The 25,567-nt window shown below is 59.8% G+C and carries 21 protein-coding genes; 10 read left to right on the top strand and 11 right to left on the bottom strand.

What is annotated here, in order from left to right; translation table 11 throughout:
* The first annotated feature begins 69 nt into the window (after positions 1–69).
* The 4 genes from ACTQX9_RS06545 to ACTQX9_RS06530 all read left to right on the top strand — a co-directional run bounded on the left by ACTQX9_RS06545 (position 70) and on the right by ACTQX9_RS06530 (position 3,146).
* Positions 70–591: a Rep family protein gene (locus ACTQX9_RS06545; protein WP_117743461.1), complete on the top strand. Its 522-nt coding sequence runs from the start codon at positions 70–72 to the stop codon at positions 589–591.
* Positions 592–654: 63 nt separating this feature from the next.
* Positions 655–1,260 (top strand): hypothetical protein, encoded by a 606-nt coding sequence (locus tag ACTQX9_RS06540; protein ID WP_117734894.1) that lies wholly within the window; start codon positions 655–657, stop codon positions 1,258–1,260.
* A 72-nt stretch (positions 1,261–1,332) separates the two neighbouring features.
* On the top strand, positions 1,333–2,538 hold the full coding sequence (locus ACTQX9_RS06535; protein ID WP_199407132.1) for a site-specific integrase: 1,206 nt from the start codon (positions 1,333–1,335) through the stop codon (positions 2,536–2,538).
* A gap of 161 nt (positions 2,539–2,699) precedes the next feature.
* Positions 2,700–3,146 (top strand): low molecular weight protein-tyrosine-phosphatase, encoded by a 447-nt coding sequence (locus ACTQX9_RS06530; protein ID WP_117743459.1) that lies wholly within the window; start codon positions 2,700–2,702, stop codon positions 3,144–3,146.
* Positions 3,147–3,316: 170 nt separating this feature from the next.
* Here the strand turns inward: ACTQX9_RS06530 and ACTQX9_RS06525 are convergent, their stop codons facing one another.
* Both ACTQX9_RS06525 and ACTQX9_RS06520 read right to left on the bottom strand, forming a co-directional pair.
* A complete protein-coding gene (locus ACTQX9_RS06525; protein ID WP_441017131.1) occupies positions 3,317–3,646 on the bottom strand; it encodes a TIGR04076 family protein in 330 nt (109 codons plus the stop codon).
* Positions 3,639–4,463: a PfkB family carbohydrate kinase gene (locus ACTQX9_RS06520; RefSeq protein ID WP_441031977.1), complete on the bottom strand. Its 825-nt coding sequence runs from the start codon at positions 4,461–4,463 to the stop codon at positions 3,639–3,641. Before ACTQX9_RS06520 ends, ACTQX9_RS06525 begins: the two co-directional genes overlap by 8 nt.
* 675 nt (positions 4,464–5,138) lie before the next feature.
* On the opposite strand from ACTQX9_RS06520, the gene ACTQX9_RS06515 reads away from it, so the two are divergent.
* The 4 genes from ACTQX9_RS06515 (at position 5,139) to ACTQX9_RS06500 (ending at position 11,944) form a co-directional block, all read left to right on the top strand.
* Positions 5,139–5,645 (top strand): MarR family winged helix-turn-helix transcriptional regulator, encoded by a 507-nt coding sequence (locus tag ACTQX9_RS06515; RefSeq protein WP_441540806.1) that lies wholly within the window; start codon positions 5,139–5,141, stop codon positions 5,643–5,645.
* Complete coding sequence (locus tag ACTQX9_RS06510) at positions 5,638–7,461, top strand: ABC transporter ATP-binding protein (protein WP_441057599.1); 1,824 nt, start codon at positions 5,638–5,640, stop codon at positions 7,459–7,461. Before ACTQX9_RS06515 ends, ACTQX9_RS06510 begins: the two co-directional genes overlap by 8 nt.
* Positions 7,454–9,373 carry an ABC transporter ATP-binding protein gene (locus ACTQX9_RS06505; RefSeq protein ID WP_441540805.1) on the top strand — a complete coding sequence of 640 codons (1,920 nt, stop codon included), beginning with the start codon at positions 7,454–7,456 and terminating at the stop codon, positions 9,371–9,373. Before ACTQX9_RS06510 ends, ACTQX9_RS06505 begins: the two co-directional genes overlap by 8 nt.
* Before the next feature lie 423 nt (positions 9,374–9,796).
* On the top strand, positions 9,797–11,944 hold the full coding sequence (locus ACTQX9_RS06500; protein ID WP_441540804.1) for a Tex family protein: 2,148 nt from the start codon (positions 9,797–9,799) through the stop codon (positions 11,942–11,944).
* A 224-nt stretch (positions 11,945–12,168) separates the two neighbouring features.
* Here the strand turns inward: ACTQX9_RS06500 and ACTQX9_RS06495 are convergent, their stop codons facing one another.
* The 5 genes from ACTQX9_RS06495 to ACTQX9_RS06475 all read right to left on the bottom strand — a co-directional run bounded on the left by ACTQX9_RS06495 (position 12,169) and on the right by ACTQX9_RS06475 (position 16,178).
* A complete protein-coding gene (locus tag ACTQX9_RS06495) occupies positions 12,169–12,873 on the bottom strand; it encodes a transaldolase (protein ID WP_441540803.1) in 705 nt (234 codons plus the stop codon).
* Between the two features lie 324 nt (positions 12,874–13,197).
* Entirely contained in the window at positions 13,198–14,589 is a 1,392-nt protein-coding gene (locus tag ACTQX9_RS06490) for a PTS ascorbate transporter subunit IIC (protein ID WP_117635569.1), read from the bottom strand.
* A 71-nt stretch (positions 14,590–14,660) separates the two neighbouring features.
* Positions 14,661–14,936 (bottom strand): PTS sugar transporter subunit IIB, encoded by a 276-nt coding sequence (locus ACTQX9_RS06485; protein ID WP_022094539.1) that lies wholly within the window; start codon positions 14,934–14,936, stop codon positions 14,661–14,663.
* A 75-nt stretch (positions 14,937–15,011) separates the two neighbouring features.
* Entirely contained in the window at positions 15,012–15,458 is a 447-nt protein-coding gene (locus ACTQX9_RS06480; RefSeq protein WP_154517874.1) for a PTS sugar transporter subunit IIA, read from the bottom strand.
* A gap of 9 nt (positions 15,459–15,467) precedes the next feature.
* Entirely contained in the window at positions 15,468–16,178 is a 711-nt protein-coding gene (locus tag ACTQX9_RS06475) for a transaldolase (protein ID WP_117564350.1), read from the bottom strand.
* A 348-nt stretch (positions 16,179–16,526) separates the two neighbouring features.
* On the opposite strand from ACTQX9_RS06475, the gene ACTQX9_RS06470 reads away from it, so the two are divergent.
* Positions 16,527–17,318 carry a DeoR/GlpR family DNA-binding transcription regulator gene (locus tag ACTQX9_RS06470; RefSeq protein WP_320677128.1) on the top strand — a complete coding sequence of 264 codons (792 nt, stop codon included), beginning with the start codon at positions 16,527–16,529 and terminating at the stop codon, positions 17,316–17,318.
* A gap of 42 nt (positions 17,319–17,360) precedes the next feature.
* Here the strand turns inward: ACTQX9_RS06470 and ACTQX9_RS06465 are convergent, their stop codons facing one another.
* Positions 17,361–18,191: an HAD hydrolase family protein gene (locus tag ACTQX9_RS06465; RefSeq protein WP_441540802.1), complete on the bottom strand. Its 831-nt coding sequence runs from the start codon at positions 18,189–18,191 to the stop codon at positions 17,361–17,363.
* A 75-nt stretch (positions 18,192–18,266) separates the two neighbouring features.
* On the opposite strand from ACTQX9_RS06465, the gene rlmKL reads away from it, so the two are divergent.
* Positions 18,267–20,834 (top strand): bifunctional 23S rRNA (guanine(2069)-N(7))-methyltransferase RlmK/23S rRNA (guanine(2445)-N(2))-methyltransferase RlmL, encoded by a 2,568-nt coding sequence (rlmKL, locus tag ACTQX9_RS06460; RefSeq protein ID WP_441540801.1) that lies wholly within the window; start codon positions 18,267–18,269, stop codon positions 20,832–20,834.
* A gap of 95 nt (positions 20,835–20,929) precedes the next feature.
* Here the strand turns inward: rlmKL and ACTQX9_RS06455 are convergent, their stop codons facing one another.
* The 3 genes from ACTQX9_RS06455 to ACTQX9_RS06445 all read right to left on the bottom strand — a co-directional run bounded on the left by ACTQX9_RS06455 (position 20,930) and on the right by ACTQX9_RS06445 (position 25,489).
* Positions 20,930–21,643, bottom strand: coding sequence for a response regulator (locus ACTQX9_RS06455; protein WP_370450656.1), 714 nt, complete (start codon positions 21,641–21,643; stop codon positions 20,930–20,932).
* Between the two features lie 4 nt (positions 21,644–21,647).
* On the bottom strand, positions 21,648–23,273 hold the full coding sequence (locus ACTQX9_RS06450) for a sensor histidine kinase (RefSeq protein WP_441540820.1): 1,626 nt from the start codon (positions 23,271–23,273) through the stop codon (positions 21,648–21,650).
* Positions 23,274–23,461: 188 nt separating this feature from the next.
* Positions 23,462–25,489: a KUP/HAK/KT family potassium transporter gene (locus ACTQX9_RS06445; RefSeq protein WP_441540800.1), complete on the bottom strand. Its 2,028-nt coding sequence runs from the start codon at positions 25,487–25,489 to the stop codon at positions 23,462–23,464.
* Positions 25,490–25,567: the final 78 nt, after the last annotated feature.

The following is a 25,567-nucleotide window of genomic DNA, read 5'->3' as shown; positions in this document are numbered from 1 at the left end:
AAGGCGCACCCTCGGGCGCGTTCCAAAATCGTCCCGAAATAGCTCATTTACGAGAAAGGACTCGGAACCATGACCAATTCTCTGCCCATGAAGACCCGCGCGATGATGTACGAGCAGCAGCTCGATCACCTGCCCCGTCTTGTGGACGAAATGTACCGAAGAATCGAAACACTCGCCCCGAAGCGCTATGCGGGCATCGTGCACGACAGCGACACGACGGACGCGGGACGTCCGGCAGCCGCGCATCTTCACGTGATGATGGAGTTCCAGAATCCGCGCTCGCTCAATAGCATCGCGAAGCTCCTTGGAGATAAACCTGAGCGCATCGAGGCTTGGAAGGCAGGTGTGGAAAACGGTTTTTCCTACCTGTGCCACAGAACGGATGGCGCACGATCCAAGCATCAGTACGACCCCAAAATCGTGCGCTCCAATTTCGATTACCCAGCGCTACTTGCTTCTATTGAGTCGCGCGTTGCTCGAACGAGGTCCCATAGCAGCATCAAAGTCCTTCTCGATGACCTTCTCGAAGGTCGTATCGACAAGGAGTCCTTGATCTCTCAGCTCTCCGGATCCGAATATGCCCGGACATAGCGTCAGATCGAAGACGTTTATGCACGCCGCCTTCAGGTTCAGGCCCGGGAATGGCGGGGGTTGATGCTCAAGGGCGAAAGAAGGGTGGAATCAGTTTGGATCTTCGGGCCTGCTGGAACGGGGAAGTCCACCCTCGCAAAGCTCTATGCGAAGCGGAAGGGCGAACCGTTCTTCGTCTCTGGATCTACGAGAGACATCTTTCAGGGGTATGAGGGCAAGCACACGGTGATTCTTGACGAACTTCGTCCCTCATCCATCCCCTACGCCGACCTGCTTCGCATCACGGATCCCTATGCGATGGAGCATGAGGTGATGGCACCGTCCCGATATTCCGACAAAGCGATAGCCGCCGATCTCGTAATCGTCACGACGCCCTACAGCCCCTTGGAATTCTATGGAGAACAGATGCGCCGATCCGCGACTTATCGTCCGCAAAACGATGTCGACGGATTTGGTCAACTTGAGAGGCGCCTCTCCGTCGTTGCGGAGATGCAGACGAGGGAGATCTGTCTCTCTGAGTTTAGGCACGATCTCGACGGATACTGGCCGGTCGAAGGTTCCTCTCGTACAAACCCATATTCGAGTTATGCGCGAGGACTCGCCCCCTCGTCCTGCGCCAACGCTCTTTATAAAGAGCTTCTCGACACCGTTTCGCACTTGACAGCTTAACCAATCGGGCCCCGTGCGATAATCTTGAAATATCGCATCGGGGCTCTTTTCTGAACAGGAAGGAGCCTGCTAGTGACTGTGAGAAAAGACAGCAAAGGGCGAATCCTCAGACGCGGGGAAAGCCAGAGAAAAAACGGCCGTTACTGCTTCAAGTATGTGGATGCAAGAGGTAAAACGCGGAGCGTCTACTCGTGGACCTTGACAACTCATGATCTAACTCCGAAGGGGAAGAAAGCCAGTCCGTGCTTGCGCGCGTTGGAGCATGAGATCCAGCGCGATCTGCTTGATAAGGTCGCGCCGAACAATATGACAGTCTACGAACTCGCATCTCGTTACACTGAAACAAAGACTGCCGTGAAACAATCCACTCGAGCCGCCTACAAGACAATCCTCAATTTTCTTGCTACAGATGAATTCGGCTCGCGACGAATATGCGGTGTCACCTCCCTTGATGCCAAGGAATGGCTCATCAACCTGCAAAAAATCCACGGCAAGCGCTATAGCACAATCCATAGCATCCGTGGTGTTCTGAGACCGGCGTTTCAACTGGCAGAGGAGAACAGCCTGATTCGCCGAAATCCCTTCTATTTCGAGCTCGCAACGATACTGACAAACGACATGGTTACACGCAAGGCCTTGGCCACTAACCAAGAACGCAGATTTCTTGCTTTCGTGGAGGGCGATGAACACTTTCACCGCTATCGTGACGCCATCTACATCCTTCTAAATACGGGCCTGCGCATTTCTGAATTCTGCGGTCTTACCGTCGAAGACCTTGATTTCAAAAACGGAAGCATTCGGGTAAACAAGCAACTTCAGCGGACCAGCAACATGCGATACTACATCGAACGTCCCAAGACGGAGAGCGGGATCCGCTATGTTCCCATGACTCAAGCCGTGACAGAGTGTTTCAGGAGTATCCTTGCGCAACGTCTAAAGCCTTCGAGTGAGCCGGTCGTTGACGGTGTTAGCGGTTTTCTGTTTCTTGATAAAAACGAGATGCCGCGTGTTGCCCTGCACTGGGAGAAGTACTTCCACCACGCGATAGAGAAACATAATCGCATCTACAAGGATGAGCTTCCCAAAATCACACCACATGTCTGCCGACATACCTTCTGCTCGAAGATGGCACGCAGGGGAATGAACCCTGCGAAGCTAAAATGCATCATGGGCCACTCCGACATCAACGTGACTTTTAACACATACACCCATCTTGATTTCGACGACGTCAGAGAGGATATGCTGAAAATTGGATGCAAAGGACGGTCAACATTGTGACAACAAGTCGTAAACCCTCGTTCTTTACGACAATTCTTACGACGCTGGAAAGAAGAATAATCCGCTCATTTATGAATCAATTTGATATTCTGTCCTTGACGAGGGATCAAAAAGCAGTGCGATTATCTGCGAAAACTCTGATATTCGAGAGGTTTTAGCCAATGCGCAAAATCCTATTTGTCTGTCATGGGAACATCTGTCGCTCGACGATGGCTGAGTCGGTGTTTGCCGAGCTGGTGCGCCGTGCTGGGCGCGAGGCGGAGTTCGTCATTGACTCTGCCGCGACCTCGACCGAGGAGATTGGCAACCCTCCGCATCATGGCACCGTCGCCAAGCTGCGCGAGGTCGGGATTCCCGTCGTTGCGCACCGCGCGCGCCAGGTTCGTCGCGCGGAGTATGGTGACTGGGACCACATCGTCTATATGGATGCCGAGAACGCGCGCGGCCTGCGTCGCATCTTCGGCGACGATGCCGACGGCAAGATTTCGCGGCTGCTGGATTGGACCGATCGCCCCGGCGACGTCGCCGATCCCTGGTACACCGGCAACTTCGATGCCACCTACCGCGATGTGCTCGCCGGCTGCACGGCCATGCTCGAGCAACTGTAGGCGCCCGGGCGGCGCGGATGCGTGAGCCACGCCATCGGCATAAAATGAGCGTGGATAATCTCCCGCATACAAATTGAGCGTGGATAATCTCCCACTTTGAACGCAAAACGGCGCTCTAAACGGGAGATTATCCACGCTCATTATCTTGGTGGGAGAAAATCCACGCTCGATTACTCGTCGACGATCTCGGCGAGCCAGACGTTCAACGTATCGACCTCGGGGCAGCAGAACTTTGCCGTACCGGGCTCGTTGCCGGGCACGGTTCCGCCGTAGCGCAGGATGTCGATATAGGGAAAGCCCACATGGCAGGCCATGGAGCACATCTTGCCGCGATCGCGGTCGAAGTCGAAGACGTCGCCGGGCGTGTGGCCATGGTGGCAGCGGCACGTGCCCAGCTGGTCCACGCAGCTAATGCGGATACGTGGGCGCTTGCCGCGTGGCGCGCCGAGCAACTTGCCCTCGCTCGCGGGCTCGGGGCCGCTTTCGCTGGCGCTACTCATGGTCGATCACATCCAGGCAGGCCTCGATGGGCAGGCCGGCAGACTTGTCCTCCTGGTCAGCGTTGCGCTCGATAAGCTCGGCCACCACACGCATGGCATCGGCCGTTGCGTGCTGCAGGCTCCAGCCAGCCATAACGCGACCGACGAGCACCGCCGAGAACGTGTCACCGGTGCCCGGGAAATAGACCGGGATCAGGTCGAAGGGAATCGTGAAGTACTCCCCCGCCACGTGGTCGTAACCGATGACGGCGTTCGTGCCGTCGACCACAGCGCTCGTAATGACCACCGACTTGGCGCCCAGCGCGCGCATGGCGTCCACAAGGGCGTGGGCCTCTTCGGGCGTAATTTGCTCGGCAATAGGCCTATCGGCAAGCAGGCACGCCTCGGTATAGTTGGGCACCGCGTAGTCTGCGCACTCCAGCAGGTGCCGCATAAGGCCAATCGTGGACTCGGGCACGCCCGCATAGAGCTTGCCGTTGTCGCCCATGATGGGGTCGACGAATACCTTGGTGCCCTTTTGCGCGCGGCGGTGGCAAAAGTCTGAGATGATGCGCGTCTCTTCTTCGGTCACGATAAAGCCGGTCGAGATGGCGTCGAACTCAAAGCCGAGTTCTTCCCAGATGGCAAGACTCTGACGCACGTACTCCGTGGTGTCGTGGATGTAGAACTTGGGATAGTTGAGCGTATCGGACACAAGTGCCGTCGGCAGATTGTGGATACGGTAACCCATGTGCGACAGCACCGGCAGCATGGCGGAAAGCGCGACCTTGCCGTAGCCGCACATATCGTTGATCAGCAACAGCTGAGTGTTCTTCATGAGTGTCCCCCTTGGGTCGGGCGCGGCGCAACGGCGCCACAGTGCGACTAAGTGTAGCGCAGGGGACGTTGCGAGCGGAGTCGAGCGGCACGAAGGGCAAATTGTTGCGGAAAGGTTTCGGAAACGAGGGGCTAGCTTGCTTCATTGCGGCTCATTTGCCGCCACTTATTCAGTGCCATTTCAAAACTATGCCGGATTACGGGGCTGAACCTGAATGAGCCAACCACACCCCTTATTTTCAAATCATAGCGAACCTTCTACCTGCGGTTTTCTTTTTACCAATTTCGGCATGGTCGGCAATCCGTCATTCAGCCCCGTAATCCGGCATAGTTTTTAAGTTAGTCGTTGGGGACGTTCTTAAACGACTAGTCAAACAAGAACGTCCCCAACGACTATCCCAACAAGGGCAACGCCGATGTTTTGGCGAAGTCAGCGAAAACCCGCCAGAGTGAGCAAGGTGCCTTGAAACGAGGCGGCATTGACCTTCTGGTCATGCCGCCGAAGTTGAAAGGCAGATTGCCGCTCTGGCGGGTTTGCAGCGTCGAGCCGTTACGGCGTTTGGCAAAACGCCGTAACTATAAGTTTGGTACCTTGACATTGATTTCTCACGCTCCTAAATTGGTTAGGCACAAAACAATTCCACTACCTAACTAAAGAAAGGAGCAGCACTCATTCATGTGCGATGAACCTCTTAGCCTTTGTTCGCACGAGCCCGGCGGCGACCCGTCACAGCCGGCGGATGTATCCGAAGCGGTTAGCTCGGAAGACAAGCTTGCCAAGCGCATCCTCAATAACCTGGGCTTTTGCGGCCATTACATGCATTTTCATGGCGGAGGCGTGTCCGGCAAGGCGCCCATCATCTGCCTACTGGCCAAGCAGCCCGGCGGCGAGATGTCGCAGCAGGAACTCGGCATGCACTTCGGCCTCAAGCCGGGGTCGCTTTCCGAGATCCTGTCCAAGCTCGAGCTCAACGGCCTCATTGAGCGCAGCCGTAACCCCCAGGATCGACGGCAACTCACCATTCGCCTAACCGAGATCGGCTGGGAGAAGGCCCGCATCGACCAAGCCTCGCGCATCCGCTTTAGGGAACAGGCCTTTAGCGCGCTCACCCACGACGAGCGTGAACAGCTCGCCGAGATGCTCGAGAAAATCCGCGTAACCTGGGAGGAACTGGATGATTAAAACCCTTATGGGCAGCATCCGCGATTACATGAAGGTCACGATCGCTACGCCGCTGCTGGTGCTTGGCGAGGTAATCTGCCAGATGATGATCCCGTTTATCACCGCCGACATGATCGACGCCATCAAGGACGGCACCGCCGTTACCGAGATGCTGCCCACCGCCGGCCTTCTCGTACTCATCGCACTGACGTCACTCGCCTTTGGCGCCGCCGCGGGCATCACCTGCAGCCATGCCAGCTGCGGCTTTGCCAAGAACCTGCGTCGCGACCTGTTCTACAAGATCCAGACGTTCAGCTTCGCCAACATCGACGAGTTCTCGACCTCCTCGCTCGTCACGCGCCTCACCACCGACATCAACAACGTGCAGCAGGCCTTTATGATGCTCATCCGCATCGCCGTGCGCTCGCCGCTGGTGCTGGTCTTTGCCTTTACCATGGCATACGCCATGGGCGGCAGCGTCGCCATGGTCTACCTGGTCATCATTCCGCTGCTGGGCTTTGGCCTGTTCTTTATCATCTATAAGGTGCGCCCGATCTTTACCCGCGTGTTCCGCAAGTACGACGCGCTCAACGAATCGGTCGAGGAAAACGTCACCGGCATGCGCGTGGTCAAGAGCTACGTGCGCGAAGACTTTGAGAAGGAGAAGTTCGCCACCGCCGCGCGCGACGTCCAGATGGACTTCACCCGCGCCGAGAAGTTGCTCGCCTTCAACAACCCCATGATGAACATCTGCGTCAACGGCGCGTTCGTCGTCATCATCTACCTGGGCTCCAAGCTCATCATCACGAGCCAGGGCACCCTGTTCGATGTGGGCCAGCTCTCCTCCATCTTTACCTACGGCTTCCAGATTCTGATGAGCCTAATGCAGCTGTCGATGATCTTTGTCATGGTGACCATGGCAGATGAGTCGGCACACCGAATTACCGAGGTGCTGGCCGCCGAGCCCACGATCGCTAACCCGACCGAGCCCGTGCACGAGGTTGCCGACGGCTCCATCGACTTCGATCACGTGAGCTTTAAATATTCCGAGCATGCCCGCCGCCAGGCGCTCGACGATATCGACCTGCATATTAAGAGCGGCGAGACCATCGGCATTATCGGTGGCACCGGCTCGGCCAAGTCGACGCTCGTGAACCTGATCGCCCGTCTGTACGATGTCACGGAGGGCACCGTGCGCGTCGGCGGCGTGGACGTGCGCGACTACGACCTGGACGCGCTGCGCCACCAGGTAGCCATGGTCCTGCAGAAAAACGTGCTGTTTAGCGGCACCATCGCCGAGAACCTGCGCTGGGGCGACCCGAACGCCACCGACGAGGAAGTCCGCGAGGCCGCACATCTGGCCTGCGCCGACGAGTTTGTCGACGGCTTCCCCAAGGGCTACGACACCTGGATCGAGCAGGGCGGCTCCAACGTTTCCGGCGGCCAGAAGCAGCGCCTGTGCATCGCGCGTGCCCTGCTGCGTCGCCCCAAGATCTTGATCCTGGACGACTCCACGAGCGCCGTCGACACCAAGACCGACGCCAAGATCCGCGAGGGCCTGGCGAGCTACCTGCCCAACACGACCAAGCTCATCATCGCCCAGCGCATCAGCTCCGTTCAGGACGCCGACCGCATCATCGTCATGGAGGGCGGCCGCATCAAGGACATCGGCAACCACGATGAGCTGCTCAAGACGAGCGAGATCTACCGCGAGACCTTTACCTCGCAAAATAAGATGAGTGCCGAAGGCGAGGACGCGGTCGAGACCGCCGCAGCCGACACCGAGGCATCCGCACCGCAAGCTCAGACTCAGGAAGGAGGCGAGGCACATGAGTAAGGCCGCTACCGCCGAGCGCGCGCGCAACCGCAAGGGCGGCACCATGACGCGCCTGATCAAGATGCTCTTTGGCTTCTACCCGGTGCTTTTGCCCCTCGTCGTCGCCGGCGTTGTGCTCTGCGCCATCATCAACTCCATCGGCGCGACGTTTCTCCAGAGCGCGCTGCAGGTCATTAGCGAATCGTGGCAGTCGGGCGACTGGACGGCCGCGCAGCCCAAGATTCTGAAGCTCGTGACCACCCTCGGCTGCATCTACGCCGTGGGCGTCGCCTCCTCGCTCTTCTGGAACCGCGCCATGGCCGTCATCACGCAGGGCTCGCTCGAGAAGCTGCGCGAAAAGATGTTCAACCGCATGCAGGACCTGCCGATTCGCTACTTCGACACGCACCAGCGCGGCGACATCATGAGCCACTACACCAACGACATCGACACGCTGCGTCAGATGATCAGCCAATCGCTGCCCAACCTGCTCATGACGATCATCGTCATCGTCACCGTGTTCTTCATCATGCTGTATTACAGCGTGTGGATGTGTCTGGTCATTGTTGCCGGCGTCGCCTTTATGACCTTTATGACCAAGCTGCTCGGCTCCAACTCCGCGCGCTTCTTTATCGCGCAGCAGACCGAGCTCGGCGTGGTCGAGGGCCATATCGAGGAAGTCATGAACGGCCAGAAAGTCGTCAAGGCGTTCTGTCACGAGTCCGCTGCCGAGGCCGATTTTGACGAGCGCAACGAGAAGCTCTTCGAGGTCTCGCAGAAGGCCAACATGTACGCCAACATCCTCATGCCGATCCTCGGGAACCTGGGCGACTTGCTCTACGTGCTGGTCGCGCTGGCGGGCGGCATCTTCCTGGAGCTGGACGTGCCCAACCTGAGCCTCTCGGGCATGACGCTGTCCATCGCCGTCGTGGTGCCGTTCCTCAACATGACCAAGCAGTTCTGCGGACAGATCGGCCAGATCTCGCAGCAGATCAACGCCGTGGTCATGGGTCTCGCCGGCGCCGACCGCATCTTTGAGCTCATCGACGAGGAGCCCGAGGCCGACGAAGGCTACGTGACGCTCGTCAACGCGCAGGTGAACCCCGATACCTGGCAGCTCGAGGAGGCCGACCACCACACCGGCATGTGGGCATGGAAACACCCGCACCGTGCAACCGGCGAGATCGAGTACGTACCGCTGCGCGGCGACCTGGTCATGGACAACGTCGACTTTGGCTACACGCCCGACCACGAGGTGCTGCACGGCGTGTCCGTGTTTGCCAAGCCGGGCCAGAAGGTCGCGTTTGTCGGTGCCACCGGCGCGGGCAAGACGACCATCACCAACCTCATCAACCGCTTCTATGACATCGCCGACGGCAAGATCCGCTACGACGGCATCAACGTCAACAAGATCCGCAAGGCAGATCTGCGCCGCTCGCTGGGCGTGGTGCTGCAGGACGTGAACCTGTTCACCGGTACTGTAATGGACAACATCCGCTACGGCAACCTGGACGCCACCGACGAGGAGTGCATCGCGGCGGCCAAGCTCGCGGGCGCCGACGACTTTATCACCCGCCTGCCCGACGGTTACGACACCATGCTCACCGGCAACGGCGCGCAGCTGTCGCAGGGCCAGCGCCAGCTGATTTCGATCGCACGCGCTGCCGTCGCCGATCCGCCGGCAATGATTCTGGACGAGGCCACGTCGAGCATCGACACCCGCACCGAGGCCATCGTGCAAGCGGGCATGGATAAGCTCATGGAGGGCCGCACGACGTTTGTCATCGCGCACCGCCTGTCCACCGTGCGCAACGCCGACGCAATCATCTGCCTGGATCACGGCCGCATCATCGAGCGTGGCAACCACGACGAGCTGATCGCCAAGCGCGGATATTACTACCAGCTCTATACCGGAGCGTTTGAGCTGGAGTAGCTCAAAACATCCCCTACGCTCCCAACGGACCTCCCCGAGGGAGACGGGGTGTTTACTCCGTGCTCAAACATTCTCGCTTCGCTGCGGAACCGCGCGCGGAGCAAACACCCCGTCTCCCTCGGGGAGCTCCTGCGCACACGGTCTTTTCTCGCAGCCTGAAAAGAAGTGGTGAGGCCCTGGCCGTTTGGCCAGGGCCTCGTTTTGTAAGGATGATTTGGGAGGTGGTGGAGGACCAGTCTTTTTGGGACGGGGCTAAATTAGCTGGTTCTCCATCCCAATATCGATGAATCAACAAATCGCAACTGAGCCCTAATCCAAAAACAGCTAATTTAGCCCCGTCCCAAAAAGACTGCTTTGGCAGAACGTCGGGTGGTATCCTTGGTAGCCCTGTGCTGCAAACGCACCTTAAACGCAAGGAGTCCCATGGATCTTATCGCCCAGCTCGCCCGCGAGCTCAACTTTAAGGCCGCCAACATCGAGTCAGCCGTCAAGCTCATCGACGAGGGCAACACCATCCCCTTTATTTCGCGCTACCGCAAGGAAGCCACGGGCGGCATGGACGACGTCGCCCTGCGCGCACTCGACGAGCGCCTGTCCTACCTGCGCAATCTTGAGCAGCGTAAAGAGGACGTCATCCTGCTCATCGACGCCCAGGGCAAACTCACGCCCGAACTCGAGCAGCAGATTCGCGAGGCCACGCAGCTCCAGCGTGTCGAGGACCTCTACAAGCCCTACCGCAAAAAGCGCATGACTCGCGCGCAGAAGGCCCGCGAGGCAGGCCTTGAGCCGCTCGCCAACATGATCATCATGCAGGCCTCGGTCAAGGGCAGCGCACTCGACGCCGCCGCGGCATACGTCAACGAGGAGGCCGGCTTCGACACGACCGAAAAGGCGCTTGCCGGCGCGGCGGACATCGTGGCCGAGACGGTGGCCGAGGACCCCGAGAACGTCGCCGACCTGCGCGCCTTTACGCAGAACACCGCCGACATCGTCGTCGAGGCCACCGACCCCACCGAGAAGACTCCCTACGAGCCGTACTACAGCTATGACGAGCCGCTGCGCCGTATACCCAACCACCGCGTGCTGGCTATCGACCGCGGTGAGCGCGAGGGCAAGCTCCGCGTGCGCGTGAACGTCGACAGCGCCGCCGCCACGGCGCGCCTCGGCAGCCGCTGGCCCCGTCGTCAGGGCGTGTTCGCACCCGTCTTTGACGCCGCCATCGCCGACGGTTACAGGCGCCTCATGGCCCCCTCGCTGGAGCGCGAGGCCCGCGCCAAGCTCACCGTCCGCGCGCAGACCGAGGCCATCAACGTCTTTGCCAAGAATCTCGAGGGCCTGCTCTCGGCACGCCCCGTGCGCGGCGCCCGTGTGCTCGCACTCGATCCGGGCTACCGCACCGGCTGCAAGGTCGCCGTCATGGACGAGACCGGCAAGCTACTCGACCACGGCGTGGTCTACCCCACCAAGCCGCGCCACGACGTTGCCGGCACCAAGCGTGAGCTCGCCCGCCTCGTCAAGAAGGACGGCGTCAACACCATCGTCATCGGCAACGGTACCGCCAGCCGCGAGACCGAGGAAGTCGTCTCGGAGTTTATCGCCGAACAGGCGCCTGGACTGCGATACACCATCGTCAACGAGGCCGGCGCATCGGTGTACTCCGCCTCCGAGCTCGCAAGCCAGGAATATCCCGACCTGGACGTCACCGTGCGTGGCGCCATGAGCCTGGGCCGCCGCCTGCAAGACCCGCTGGCAGAGCTCGTCAAGATTCCGCCCCAGTCCATCGGCGTTGGCCAGTACCAGCACGACCTTGACCAGGCCGAGCTTTCGCGCACCCTGGGACATGTGGTGGAGGACGTCGTCAACCGCGTGGGCGTCGACGTAAACACTGCAAGTGCGAGCCTGCTGGGATACGTATCGGGCATCACGCCGAGCGTAGCCAAAAACATCGCGGCCTACCGCGAGGAGAACGGCGCCTTTACCGATCGCCGCCAGCTCAAGAAGGTCCCCAAGCTGGGACCCAAGGCATATCTCAACGCCGCGGGCTTCCTGCGCATCAGCGGCGGTAAGAACCCGCTCGATGCGACGAGCGTCCACCCCGAAAGCTACGAGGTGGCCACGGCCGTCCTGGAGCGTGCGGGTGTGGCGGCAAGCGAGCTCAGCCGCGGCGGCGTGCCCGACATCGAGCGACGCATCGGCAGCATCTCGGCGCTGGCAAGCGACCTGGACTGCGGCACCCTCACGCTCATCGACATCGTCAACGAGCTCAAGAAGCCCGGCCGAGACCCGCGCGACGACGCGCCCGAGGTGGTCTTTAGCCGCTCAGCACTTTCCATCGACGACCTGGAACCCGGCATGGAGCTCAAGGGCACGGTGCGCAACGTTGTGGACTTTGGCGCCTTCGTCGACGTGGGCGTGCACCAGGACGGCCTCGTGCATATCTCCAAGCTGGCTAACCGCTTTGTCAAGCACCCCAGCGACGTGGTGCGCGTCGGCGACACGGTCAAGGTGTGGGTCGAAAAGGTCGATCGCAACCGCAAGAAGATCTCGCTCACCATGGTTCAGGGCAAATAGCCGCCAAAGCGGACGTCCCCCTCTTCGCGGCGTGCAAAATTGCGAGTATTCAGCATCTCCCGATAGCCCCGCGGCGCTTCAGAGGGCCATAAAAGCAAAAACGGCCCCCGTTTTGGCGTTTTAGAGCCAAAACGGGGGCCGTTCCGCGCTTCAACCAGCTGGTAAAAGTCTTTACCATGCTGAAAACTCGCGATTTTGCACGTCGCTGCAGGGGGTACCCTTGCTTAGGGCAGAATATGGAAACCCAAAGCGGCGATATCCTTGGCAAAACCGCGCACGGTATCGAGCGAGACCTCGTACGGGTCACGGCCGATGTTCCTGCGCTTGGCCAGGATGCTATTTGGCACCGTGATGATCTGGCAACCGCAGGCCTCGGCCTGGTAAATGTTGATAAGCTCGCGCGTGGACGCCCACAGGACCTCACAGTTGGGCTTGGCAGCGGCCTTCTTGACCGACTCCGTCATAAACGGAATGGGATCGACGCCGGTGTCGGCGATACGGCCGGCAAAAAGCGAGATGATGGACGGCGTCTCGGCGTCAACGGCATCGATCATCTCATCGACCTGCTTAGGCGTAAAGATGGTGGTAACGTTGACCTTGATGCCGTCGGCCGAAAGCTTGCGCACCAGCTCGGCGGTGGACTCGCCCTTGGTGGTCACGCACGGAATCTTGACGTAGACGTTATCTGCCCAGGTAGCAATCTCGCGGGCCTCGACCTCCATGGTCTCGACGTCGTCGGCAAAGACCTCAAACGACACGGACACATCGGTGATGTGGGCCAGAACCTCCTTGGCAAACGCGCGGTAATCCGTCACGCCACCCTTCTTCATAAGGGACGGGTTGGTCGTGAAACCCTGAACGTTGCCGTTCTCGTACATGTCGAGCATGCCCTCGAGGTTTACACCGTCAGCGAACACCTTGATTGCCATCTGCCTGATTCCTTTCGTTTGCATACGGGCATTGAGCTGCTAAACACTTTACCTACGTTTATTAAGGCGTGAACTGCGGTTTTTTATCTTCTCGGCGAACGGTTTTGCGGTTTTACCATTTTTATATCGACGCCCCAGCGGCAAAACGTTTTTGCTAATCATCGCGGTTGATTCCGTTGGCGGCGCTGAGACAGCGCTTCACCGGCGCGTTTTCGCAATCGCTCCAAAACAAAAAGCGGCGACGCCTCATTTGAGACGTCACCGCTTCCGTGTAGGAGCCGGTTATCGGAGCTCCGCCCGATTAGGGCTTAACGTATGCCTGGATTACTCTTCCTCAACGTGGTTGATCACAGCACCCTTGGTGTGGATGAAGTTGGGGACGAAGGCGACGATCAGAAGGACGGCGAGAATCGCGTAGACACCGGTGGTACCGAAGGCCTCGGCAGCGCGGCCGAGCGTAATACCAATGACGGAGAAGTCGAAGTCGCCGAACGTAGTGTTCTTGAAGCCAAAGACGTCAAGAACGGGCAGGAGCAGAGCAGGGGCAAAAGTGATGAGCAGGCCGTTGACGAAAGCGCCAAGAGCTGCGCCCTTGCGACCGCCCGTGGCATTGCCGTAGATACCGGCGGTAGCACCGCAGAAGAAGTGGGGAACCATGCCCGGGATGATGAAGATGCCCAGGGTAGCGCCCACGATGAACATACCGACAACGCCACCGATAAAGGAAGCGACAAAGCCGAGGATGACGGCGGTGGGAGCATAGGGGAAGAAGACAGCGCAGTCGACGGCGGGGATGGCACCGGGGATCAGCTTGTTGGAGATGCCCTGGAAAGCCGGGACCAGGTCGGCGAGAATCATACGGACGCCGTTGTAGACGATAGTGACACCGACGGCGAAGGACAGGGCACAAGTCAGGGCATAGACGATCACATTGTCGCCGCCAGCGGTCTTGGTAACGACCGCAGGATCTGCGATGTAAGCGGCAAAAGCGGTAACCAGGTAGAAGAAAGCCATGGTAAGAGCCGTGGAGATGGTGGTGTCGCGCAGGAAGGCAAACTTCTCGGGAACCTCGATCTTCTCGGTGCTGTTCTCCTCGGCGTCCTTAGCAAAAAGCGTACCGACTGCAGCGGAGATGTAATAGGCGAGTGAACCGAAGTGGCCCATGGCGATTTCATCGCCATCGGTAACCTTCTCGGTGAAACGCTGACCAACGGCGGGAAGCATAGCGCTCACGAGGCCCAGGAACATGCCGCCCACGATGACAAGCTGGACATCCTGGAAGCCAGATGCCTGCAGAACGGCAGACAGCAGGCAAGCCATAAACATGCTGTGATGGCCCGTCAGGAAGATGTACTTAAACTTGGTAAAGCGGGCAATGATAATGTTTACGACGTAGCCGAGAATCAGGATCATCATGGTCTGAACGCCAAGGACGCTCTGAGCCATCGAAACGACGACCTCGTTGTTAGGCACGACGCCGGTGATGTGGAAACCGGTCTCGATGAAGGTCCCCAGCGGAGCAAGGTTCTCCTGAACAACAGCGGCGCCAGCAGACAGCATGATGTAACCAAGAATGGGCTTCAGGGTTCCCGTCATCACCTTGTGGGCAGGGCGCTTGAGCGCAACAAGGCCCACAAAGGCAAACAGACCCATGATCCACGCTGGCTTGGTCAGAATCGATTGGATAAACTCAAGTATGGGAAGGATGGCTTGCATCTGCGCTTCCTTTCTCTCTAACGTGGGCGCGTTTCCCTCTTCCACAGGGAACCGCCCTTTTTTATGCCGCTTTAGGCGTTAGCAGCGGCCGCCTTGATTGCCTCAAGGGCGTCTTCGCGGATCTTCTTCTTGTTCACATAGCTGCGAACGATCACAACGTTGCCGTGGAGCTCGGGGGCGAGCTCCTTAACGGTGATGAACAGATCCGGATTTGCGGAAGAAGCACCGTTCAGGTCCATAGACTCAACGTCGGCCTTGATGCCCTCCTCCTCGCAAAGCTCCTCGACTTTGCCAGCGAGCATCAGGCTAGACCCGATGCCGTTTCCGCATACGGTGATGATATGCATGGCAACCTTCCTCTCCTACACGTGACGGTTTTCCGTCTATCCAAAAGCGGCGACGCATCGCCGTGCCATTAAGGCCTAAAAGAATGAACGCATGGTCTCCAAAACCTGCTCGGGCGTATCGCATGCGCTGAGCTTGGCAACGCAGTCCTCGTCCTCGAACATCTGCGAAAGCTCCGCCAAGCAGCCAAGATGAGCCTTGGGGTCGGGTGCGCAAATACCCACGAGCACGTGAACCGGATCGAAATCCTCATGTCCAAATGCAACGGCAGGGTCAAGCGTGACAATGCAGATGCCGGCCTCGCTCACATTGCCATCGGCCTGAGCGTGAGGCATGGCAATGCCCTCTTCCAAGACCATATAGGGACCGAATTTGTGAACCGACGAAATCATGGCGTCAACATAGCTCTGGTCGCATTTGCCGGCGTCAACTAGCAGCTTACCGCATGCCTTGATCGCTTCCTCCCAATCGGAGGCCTCGACGTGGCAGGCAACAAGCTCGGGCTTAAGAAGATCGGTCAGCATGCTCGCCCCCTACTCCTCGGGCAGGATATGGAAACCAAGTGCCTGAATGTCGCGGGCGAAGCCCTTGACCGTATCAAGCGAGTACTCGAGTAAATCTTTTCCGAAATTCTTGCGCTTGGCAAGAAGGGCATTGGGAACCGTAATGATCTGGCAGCCAACGGACTCCGCCTGGAAGATATTGAGGACCTCGCGCGTAGACGCCCAAAGAACCTCGGCAGCAGGCTTGACGGCAGCCTTCTTTACGGACTCCGCCATGAGGGGCAGCGGATCGACGCCGGTATCGGCAATGCGACCGGCAAAGATGGACAGAATAGAGGGGGTCTCGGCAGAGACGGCATCGACAAACTCGTCGACCTGCTCGGGCGTGAAGATGGTAGTGACATTCACCTTGATACCGTCGGCAGAAAGGCGCTTGACCAGCGCGGCGGTGGACTCGCCCTTGGTGTTGAGTGCCGGGATCTTAACGTAGACGTTGTCTGCCCAGGTTGCAATCTCGCGGGCCTCGGCTTCCATACCCGCCTCGTCGTCGGCAAATACCTCAAAAGAGACCGACACATCGGTGATGTGCTCAAGAACCGTCTTGGCAAAAGCGCGGTAGTCAGTCACGCCACCGGCCTTCATAAGGGAAGGATTGGTCGTGAAACCCTGAACGTTACCATTGTCATGCATGTCAAGCATGCCTTCGAGGTTAGCGCCGTCGGCAAACACCTTGATCGCCATGTTCGGTCCTTTCTCATCTAGCACTATTGCCATCGAAAGCCTTCTTCTTTGTTTCAAAAGCTTTTCGGTTTTCTTTTATAAACCATTTCAAAAGCTATCGAAAGCTCAATTGTCATCTTTCCGTGAACGGTCGAATATCGGGTGTGAACGTACTTCTTTTGGGCGGCACCTTCAGAACAAGACCCTCTACACGCTATTTAAGTGCAAACTATCTGCTACGCATGCATTTGGGACATGCCATTCCGTTCATTTGATTCATTCGATTTTGCCTTGTCCTTTTCATATCGATACGTTATATTTCGATTACGAAAGGCGTATCTTTTGCCTTTCGTTCAAAAGGAGCGGCATATGGCATCTACTTCAGACCTTTCACCGGCCGAGCGTCAGCGATTTATTATGAACTGGCTGGCCGAAAAGCCAAATATCTCGGTATCCGACATCGTTCGCCGTTTTTCGGTTTCGGAAGTCACCGCACGACACGACCTCGTCTCGCTGGAATCCGAAGGCAAGCTGCGTCGCGTACGCGGCGGAGCGGTATCGCTTTCTCGCTCCAACGCAATCTCGTATCCCGAGGAGCGTATCAATGTCCAAGTCGAGGCCAAAGAGGCCATCGCCGCAACCGCGGCAACTCTTGTTGATGATGGCGATGTTCTGGTAATTGATATCGGCACCACAGGCTTTTACTTCGCTAAGGCCCTCATGGACAAGCGTGAGATCACCATTATCACCGGCGATCTTGCAATCGCGAACTATGCCAGCTTTAATCTCCCCAATGCTTCGGTAGTGCTGCTGGGCGGCTCCGTGCGCAAGGGCCACCTCTATCTCGCGGGCGCGCTAACGCTCGACTGCATGAGCAAACTCCATGCCGACAAGGCGTTTGTCAGTGCCGACGGATTCCACCCCGACCACGGTTTTACCGTCGAGCACGACTTCTCAGCCATGATCAAGCATATGTACCTGACCAACTCAAACCAGAGTTACATGATGGTTGACCAGGGAAAGTTCAACAAGACCAGTTTTTATCAGTCCGCGCAGATCGATGACCTCGATGGCATCATCGTTGATGGAGACGACGAGGGCATCATGACGGCGGCGATCGAGAACAGTCGCAGCCATCCCAAGCTCTATATTGCAAAATAGCTCAAATGGCCGGGTCGCCCCCCCTGCGGGCGACCCGGCCATTTATTCAATCAACCCAAAATGCCGCATCGCTGTGACGGTGCCGTCGTGTGCGACATCGTCGGTCACGTAGTCGACGACCGCCTTGACCTCGGGCATGGCGTTGCCCATGGCGACAGCCGTCTCGACCGAAGCGAGCATGCCCAGGTCGTTGCCCGAATCGCCGAAGCCAAAGGTGCGCGCATTTCCTTCGCGGCCCAGATACGCCAGCGCTCGCGCCACGCCCACGCCCTTGTCAATACCCTTGGGGCTCAGCTCGCGATTCTGGCCACCGGTGTTGCACAGCTCAAACTCGCAATCGATAAAGCCGTCATCGTTGGCTACGCGAGCCAGGTCGCCCGCGGAGATACACACTTTGCCTACGCGCAAGCGGCCATCGACGCGCATCTGATCAACGCCATGCACCACGCCGGCGCCTAGCAGAAATGACTGTTCGACACCAACTGGCTCAAGTGAATAAGTGGCACCGTTCGTCTCGAACAACGCCTCGCCGCCTGCCACAGTAATGCGACGCGCAAGCTCCTCGATAACGTCTTCGTCAAAGCAGTCCTCGTGTACCACGCGTCCCTCGACTTCGAGCGTGGCACCTGCCATGGCCACGACGCCCGCGGGGTCGAGCGCACGCAGGCTATCGGCGATAAGCCACAGGGGGCGACCCGTGCAGATAAATGCCTTGTGCCCTGCATCGCGCAGTGCACGGAACGCCTCAACCACCGTCTGCGAGGGGCGAACCGCCGAAAAGTCCTTATCGGTCATATCGTCGGGATCGAACGACGTCAGCGTGCCGTCCACGTCAAAAAAGAGCACGGCGGAATCGGGGCACGCATCAATCATATGGGTTCCTTTCGAGGATAAGGGCAAACGAAGCATCCATCATATAATGGAGCGACGCAACCAGAGAGGTCACCCATGGAATTTTACGCAAGCTGCCCCGAGGGCTTTGAGTCCGCACTCGCCGATGAGCTTAAACGCCTCGGGCTTTCGCATGTCCGCCGGCTGAAGGGCCGCGCTACGTTTGAGGGCGAGCTCGAAGAAGGCTACCGCGCCTGTCTGTGGTCGCGCCTGGCGAGCCGCGTGTTCGTGGTTCTTGGGCGCTTTGAGGCGCAGGATGCCGACGAACTGTACGATAGCGTTTACGACATCGCCTGGGAGAACATCATCCGCCCCGGCGCCACCATCGCCATCACCGCCCGCGGCGTGACCGAGCAGCTGCGCAACACGCGCTTCTCGGCCCTGCGCGCCAAGGACGCGCTGTGCGACCGTCTGGCCGAGACCACGGGCCGTCGTGCCGATGTCGATGCCGCCGACCCCGATGTTCACCTACTGCTTTCGCTGCGCCAGCGCCGTGCGAGCATAAGCCTGGACCTTTCGGGCGACCCGCTGTTCAAACGCCTGCCGCCCGCAGCGACCCGCGCCGGCGAGGGCGCGCACGTGCTGCGCCCCGACTACGCCGCCCTGCTGCTGGCGCAGGTCGGCTGGACCGCACTATGCGAGCGCGAGTTGACGGCCGACGATTACGAGAACGAAGCCCTGCCCACGCTGATCGACGCCTCGTGCGCCGGCGGCGGTCTGCTGCTGGAAGCCGTGAACATTCTGACCGACCGCGCCCCGGGCGCTGCACGCGAGCGCTGGGGCTTTGAAGGCTGGCAGCCGCACGACGCCGCCCTGTGGGAGCAGCTGCTTGCCGAGGCACGCGAACGCGAGGCGGCGGCGCGCGAGCGCCAGGTGCGCATTGTCGCCGTGGACATTGACCCCGCTGCCCGCAAGACTGCCGAGCGCATGGTCAAGTGCGCCGGCTACAAGCGTTTTGTCGACTTTTGCGCTGCCAAGCCAGCCACCGTGCTGGACCATGCAGGCGCTGTTGCCGGTGCCGCCGTGGTCGCAGACACCACCGAGACCCCGCTTTCGCTCATGCACGACGCCATGACGCTGGTCGGCGAGCTGCGCCGCGCGCCCGAGCTTGCCGCGGCGCCGGTCGCCGCGCTCACCCGCGATGGATTGCTGGCCCGCTCGCTCCACGCCGAGCCCGAGCGCTCGATCGCCGTCATGCCCAACAACGAGGAGGCGACCGTCGAAGCCTGGCCGTCGCTCGACCACGCCGCCGCAGCGTTTGAGGCTGCGACCAGCGCAGATGCCGAGGCCGAGGTTGCGGATACCAACGAAGTCAATGACAAAGCCGCCAGCACCCCCATGCCCGAACCTGCCGCCACACTCGACCTGGGCGACGGCAAGCCGCTGCCCGTGCTCATCCCCGAGTCCGAGCAGTTCGCCAACCGCTTGCGCAAGAACGCCCGTCTGCGCCGCAAGTGGGCAAAGCGCGAGGGCGTGAGCTGCTACCGCGTCTACGATGCCGACCTACCCGATTACTCCGCCGCCATCGATCTATACGAGGGCTGCCCGCAGACGCCGGGCCGCTGGCTCGTCATCGCCGAATACGCCGCGCCCAAGACCATCGATCCCGCGCTTGCCCAGGCCCGCATGCTCGACATTCTGGCCATCGCGCCGCGCATCCTAGATGTTCCCGCCGAGCACGTGCACGCCAAGGCCCGCATGCGTTCGCGCGGCGGCTCGCAGTACGGCAAGCAGGGCGCCGGCAAGGGCGGCTCGGGCGAGCGCGCCAATATCGCACGCCGTCGTCTGCCGCTCATCGAGGAGGGCGGCCTTACCTTTGCCGTCAACTTTGACGACTACCTGGACGTCGGCATCTTCTTGGATCACCGCGTCACCCGCAACCTGGTGCGCGAGCACGCCAAGCAGGCGCGGCGCTTTCTCAACCTGTTCGCCTATACCGGCACCGCTACCTGCTATGCGGCAGACGGCGGCGTCGAGGAAACTGTGACGGTCGACCTCTCCAACACCTACCTGGACTGGGCCGAGCGCAATATGCGCCAGAACGGCTTTGTTGGTCCGCAGCATCATTTTGTGCGCGACGACGTGCTTGCCTGGATTCGCGACCAACGCCAGACGCGCAACCGCTGGGACCTGATTTTTGTCGATCCGCCCACGTTTTCGAACTCCTCAAAGATGGGCCGCCGCACCTGGGACGTCCAGCGCGACCATGTTGAGCTTTTGGCCGGCGTATCGCGCCTGCTCGCACAGGGCGGCCACGCCATCTTTAGCTGCAACCTGCGCGGCTTCCGCCCCGAGACGCGCAAGCTCGCGCGCGCGGGCGTCGTGCTAGAGGACATTACGGCGCAGACCATCCCGGAGGACTTTGCGCGCAACCAGAAGGTGCACCATTGCTATATCGTGCGCCGCCTGCCCATCGAGGACGCCATGGCCGAAGTCGGCTTTAGCGCCGAGGAGATTGCAGAGCGAACCGAAGAGCTGCGCAACCCCGAGGCCCGCAAGCCCCGCGCAACGACGCCCGCGCAAGCGCAGGCCGGAGATCGAGGGTCGCGCGGCGACGGCAAGCCTGCCTGCGCCGGCAAGCCCAAAAAGAAGAAGTTCTACGCCAGCAAGCCCAAGGGCAGATAAACCAAGTTGCGGTGGAATACGGACTGTTTTGCCTGGAATTAGGCAAATTTAGACCGTATTTCACCGCAACTCATATTGGGATGGTGGTTGGCGATCTAGCCTTGGGTGACCAGGCGATAGCCGATACCCACGTGCGTCTGGATATAGCGCGGATGCGCCGGATCGGACTCGATCTTCTTACGCAACGTGCCCATAAAGACACGAAGGCTCGCCAGGTCGCTCTTAGTTGCCGTGCCCCAAATCTCGTGCAGGATAAACTGGTGCGTCAGCACCTTGTCGGCGTTGTGCGCCAGCAGGCACAAGAGCTTGTACTCGATCGGCGTCAGATGCAGCTCCTCGCCATCCATCGTGGCGATGCCGGCATCAAAATCGATATGCAGCTCACCGGTATCGAACGAGCCCTCGGAGGCAACGCCGCCCGTTTGCGCATACGAAAGGCGCCTGAGCGTCGTGCGAATGCGCGCGAGCAGCTCCTCGACCGAAAACGGCTTGGTCAGGTAGTCGTCGGCACCGGCATCGAGTGCGCGAATCTTGTCCGCATCCTCGCTGCGCGCCGAGACCACAATGATCGGCATGCCCGACCATGCGCGCACCGACTCCACCACCTTGACGCCGTCCATATCGGGCAGGCCCAGATCGAGCAGCACAATACTCGGTGCCTGCGATGAGGCGGCGGCGATGGCGGCATGGGCGGTCTCCACGGCCATATGGCGCAAGCCGTGCGCCTCGAGCGCGGCAACGATAAGGTTGCGGACGGCGGGGTCGTCCTCAACGACCAAGATGAGCGGTTTCATGGCAGAGTTCGACACAGCGTTACTCCTTATCAAACGAAACGTCGGCGGCGGGAAGCCCAATCGTAAAGACCGAGCCGTGCGGGTCCGCCGCGGCAACCTCTATGCTACCGCCATGCGCCAACATAATGGATCGACAGAGCGAAAGTCCCAAGCCCACGCTGCGATGGCTATCAGCCAAGCCATGGTTGACAGTGTAGAACGATTCAAAGATCCGGCCCTGCTCCTCGGGCGCAATACCGGGACCGTCATCGGCGACGGAACATGCCACCTGTCCATCGTTCGCCATAATCGAGATCACGATATGCGAGCCCGACGGCGTATAGGCAATAGCGTTGTTCACCAGGTTCACCACCAGCTGCACCATCAGGCGCGCATCGACGTTGACGAGCGCCGGCTCGTCGCACGGCACCACCTTAAGATCGTGCTCGCGTACAGCCGGATTCACGTGGCGCAGCGCCTCCTCGACGATATCGTCCATGAGCTCGAGCGTGGTCGACAGATGCATGCCGCCGCCCTCGAGCTTTGTGATGGCGAGCAAATTCTCGACGGTGGCGTTGAGCCATTGCGCATCCGAACGAATGGAAAGGAGCATGCCGCGGCGCGTCTGGCTATCGAGCACGGCCGTGCCGGTCGAACCCTGGTCGAGTAGCACGTCGGCATTGCCCGAAATGCTGGTAAGCGGTGTGCGCAGATCGTGCGAGATAGAGCGCAGCAGATTGGCGCGCAGCTGTTCGTTTTTGGCGAGCACCGCCGCCTCCTCGCGGGCCTCCATGGCGCGGGCGCGATCGAGTGCCAGCTCGCCTTCGCTCACGATGGCGTCGGCAAGTGTCCGTTCCTCGTGCGTCAGCACGTCGGGCTCGGCAACGATAGCCAGCACGCCCACCACCGAGGCGGGGTCGCCCGAGCGCACGAAGCTGTCGCCTGCGCAAACCGTCAGGTAGACGCCATAAAACGCCGAGCCGCCATAGGTGGCATCGAGCGGCGTTCCCACATAGGCGGACGCCGAGAGCCGCGGCGGCATCTGGGGCGTCAGCTGGTGCACCGGCGAGGCGTCACCCACGGCCGTGTACGTCGCACGCGGCAGCAAGTCATCATCGTCGGCGTCGGCGCTGTACCACACGACCGGACAGCCCGAAAGACGCGCCAGCTGCGTTGCCATGGCATGCACAATCTGCTGCTGATCGGAACACCGCTGCAGCATGCGGTTGGTCTCGAGCACCATATGCGTGCGACGGTCGCTGGCGGCAGCCTGTGCCAAGGCGCGGCGCAGGGCCAACGCAATCGAGCTCGACACAAGCGAGACCACAAACATGATGAAGAACATGCCGGGATAGACGCGGTCGATAAACGATAGCGAGCAGCGCGGGTCGACAAACAAGAAGTTGTAGAGCGCTACGGCGGCAGCCGAGCTCAGCAAGCAATACAGACGGCTCCAGGTAAAGAATGCGCACAGCTGCACGGCGAACACATAGACGATCATGATGCTCGGCGCGAGACCAGGATGGTCGAGAAGCGCACCCACAATCGTCGCCGCGACCAGCAGCCCCGCCGATACGCAGGCGTCATACAGAGGGCTGCGACGTGTCAGCGTTGTGCGCCGCCACCAAAAGTTATCGGCAATATCGCCGTCCGCACGGACATCCATCGGCACCCCGCCCCTCTCTTAAAAACAAAAACCACCACAGAGGGGACAGCACCTTTGTGGTGGTTTCCCTTGTGGTGGTTCCAAGTGTATAGCCTTTGCAGTCTGCGGTCGTTAGACAAACAGCACGTGCGCGAGCAGGGCGCACACTCCTGTCCATCGAAGGCCAACTCCATGCAACTTGTCGGCGACTACGGGCGCTCGTTGGGGGCCAGGCGCTGCATCTTGTTCACAGCCTTGAACTTGGTGAACAGCGGCACATACTCAAAGCTCACGTTGGAGTTCTCCAGGCCATACCAGCGCGCCGGCGTACCGGCAAAGCGGCGGATGATGTACTTGAGCGTGATGGCCGTGCGCTCGCTCGGCTCCACGTCACTCTCGGGCGCCAGGAGCTTGCGGATCATGACGAACTTAAACGTACCGATGTTGCCCGGATCCTTGTAGACCGAGTAGTCATGCATCTGCGGCGGCAGCTCGCCAGTGGCGGCCAGATCCTGAACAACCTGGCGCAGGTAGGCGTTCACGCGCTGGTTAACCTTGTAGCCCAGGTACAGATGCACGCGGAAAACATAGTCGGTGCCAAACGTCTCGACCGAATAGGCAAAGGTATGCGGTTCGTCCATGGTCTCGACGTTCACGAACCACCAGGCGCGGGCGCGCTTGGGATGCTTGTCCAGAATCGAGTAGACGATATCGCGGTCGATGTAGTCGGTATTGGTGTCCTTGGTCAGGTACACGATGTTGTCGCTCATAAGCTCATAGCGATCGTCGTCGCGCAGGCGCTTGAGCTGCGGCAGATAGCTGCGCAGCGGCAGCAGCGTAAACTGACGCCGCTCGACCGCCGTGCCGTTGTACCAGCACAGCATAACGCCCATGATGAGCATGGCCATAAGAATAGTGAAATAGCCACCGTGGAAAAATTTGGTGAGCGAACTCACAAAGAAGAAGCCCTCGAGCAAAAGGAAGAACGCAACGAAGATATACGGGACGACCTTAAGGCCGCGATCAACATGCAGGTAGAAGAAGAGCAGCAGCGTCGTGCACATCATGGTCAGGGTGATCGCCAAGCCGTAGGCGGCCTCCATGTGCGCCGAGCTCTGGAACAGCAGCACCACGATGACGCAGCCCACAAGCATGACGTTGTTGACCATGGGAATATAGAGCTGGCCCTTGGTCTCGGCAGGATAGAAGACCTGCATGTGCGGCATGAGGTCCAGGCGGCTGGCCTCGGACACCAACGAGAAAGCGCCGGTGATGAGCGCCTGCGAGGCAATGATGGCCGCGACGGTGGAAAGGCCGACGGCAAAGGGACGCAGGCCCGGGGTGAGCATCTGGTAGAAGGGGTTGAGGTCGGCGATACCCATGAGCTCCGGGTTGCCGGCGTTGTTGATAAGCCACGCGCCCTGGCCCATGTAGGACAGCAGCAAGCAGCACTTAACGAACGGCCAGGTTGCGTAGATGTTGCCGCGGCCCACGTGGCCCATGTCGGAATAAAGCGCCTCGGCGCCGGTGGTGGCGAGGAAGCAGCTGCCCAGAATCATGATGCCCGCATGGTTGTTGGGGCTCAACAAAAAGGCGATGCCGCGCACCGGGTTGAGGCACAGCAGCACGGCGGGGTGCTGGAAGACAAAGAACAGACCCGTGCCGCCCAGGAACAGGAACCACAGCGTCATGATGGGGCCAAAGGCGTGGCCGATCTTGGCCGTGCCGATGCGCTGCACCAAGAAGAGCGCAATGATGATGGCAAGCGTGATGGCCACGACGCGGGCCTGATCGTCGCCCAGCACGGCATGGACTGCCGGAATGGTGCGCAGGCCTTCGATAGCCGTAGTCACGGTAACGGCAGGCGTGAGGATGCCATCGGCGAGCAGCGCCGCGCCGCCCAGCATGGCGGGGATGATGAGCCATTTGCCGCAGCGCTTAACCAGGCTGTATAGAGCAAAGATGCCACCCTCGCCATGGTTGTCGGCGCGCAGCGAGATGAGCACGTACTTGACGGTCGTCAGCAGCGTGACCGTCCATACGACGAGCGAGAGCGCGCCGAGCACGAACTCCTCCGTGACGCTTCCGATGCCGCCGTTGCCGGCAACGAGCGCCTTGGTTACATACATGGGGCTGGTGCCGATATCGCCATACACCACGCCCAGCGTGACGAGCATCGCCGAGATGCTCACAGGAATCGCAGCGTGCGAGGCTGCCTCCTTGGCCTTTTGTTCCATAAGCCGGTTTCCTCCCAACTTTAACGTTCGAGGGGATTATAGATAATCACCCCATGTTTTAATGCACTGTTTTCCCAG

This window comes from Collinsella sp. LCP19S3_F2, assembly GCF_052121015.1.
Lineage (GTDB): Bacteria > Actinomycetota > Coriobacteriia > Coriobacteriales > Coriobacteriaceae > Collinsella.
Note: the sequence above shows the minus strand (reverse complement) of the source record. Positions and strands in the feature narration are given on the sequence as shown.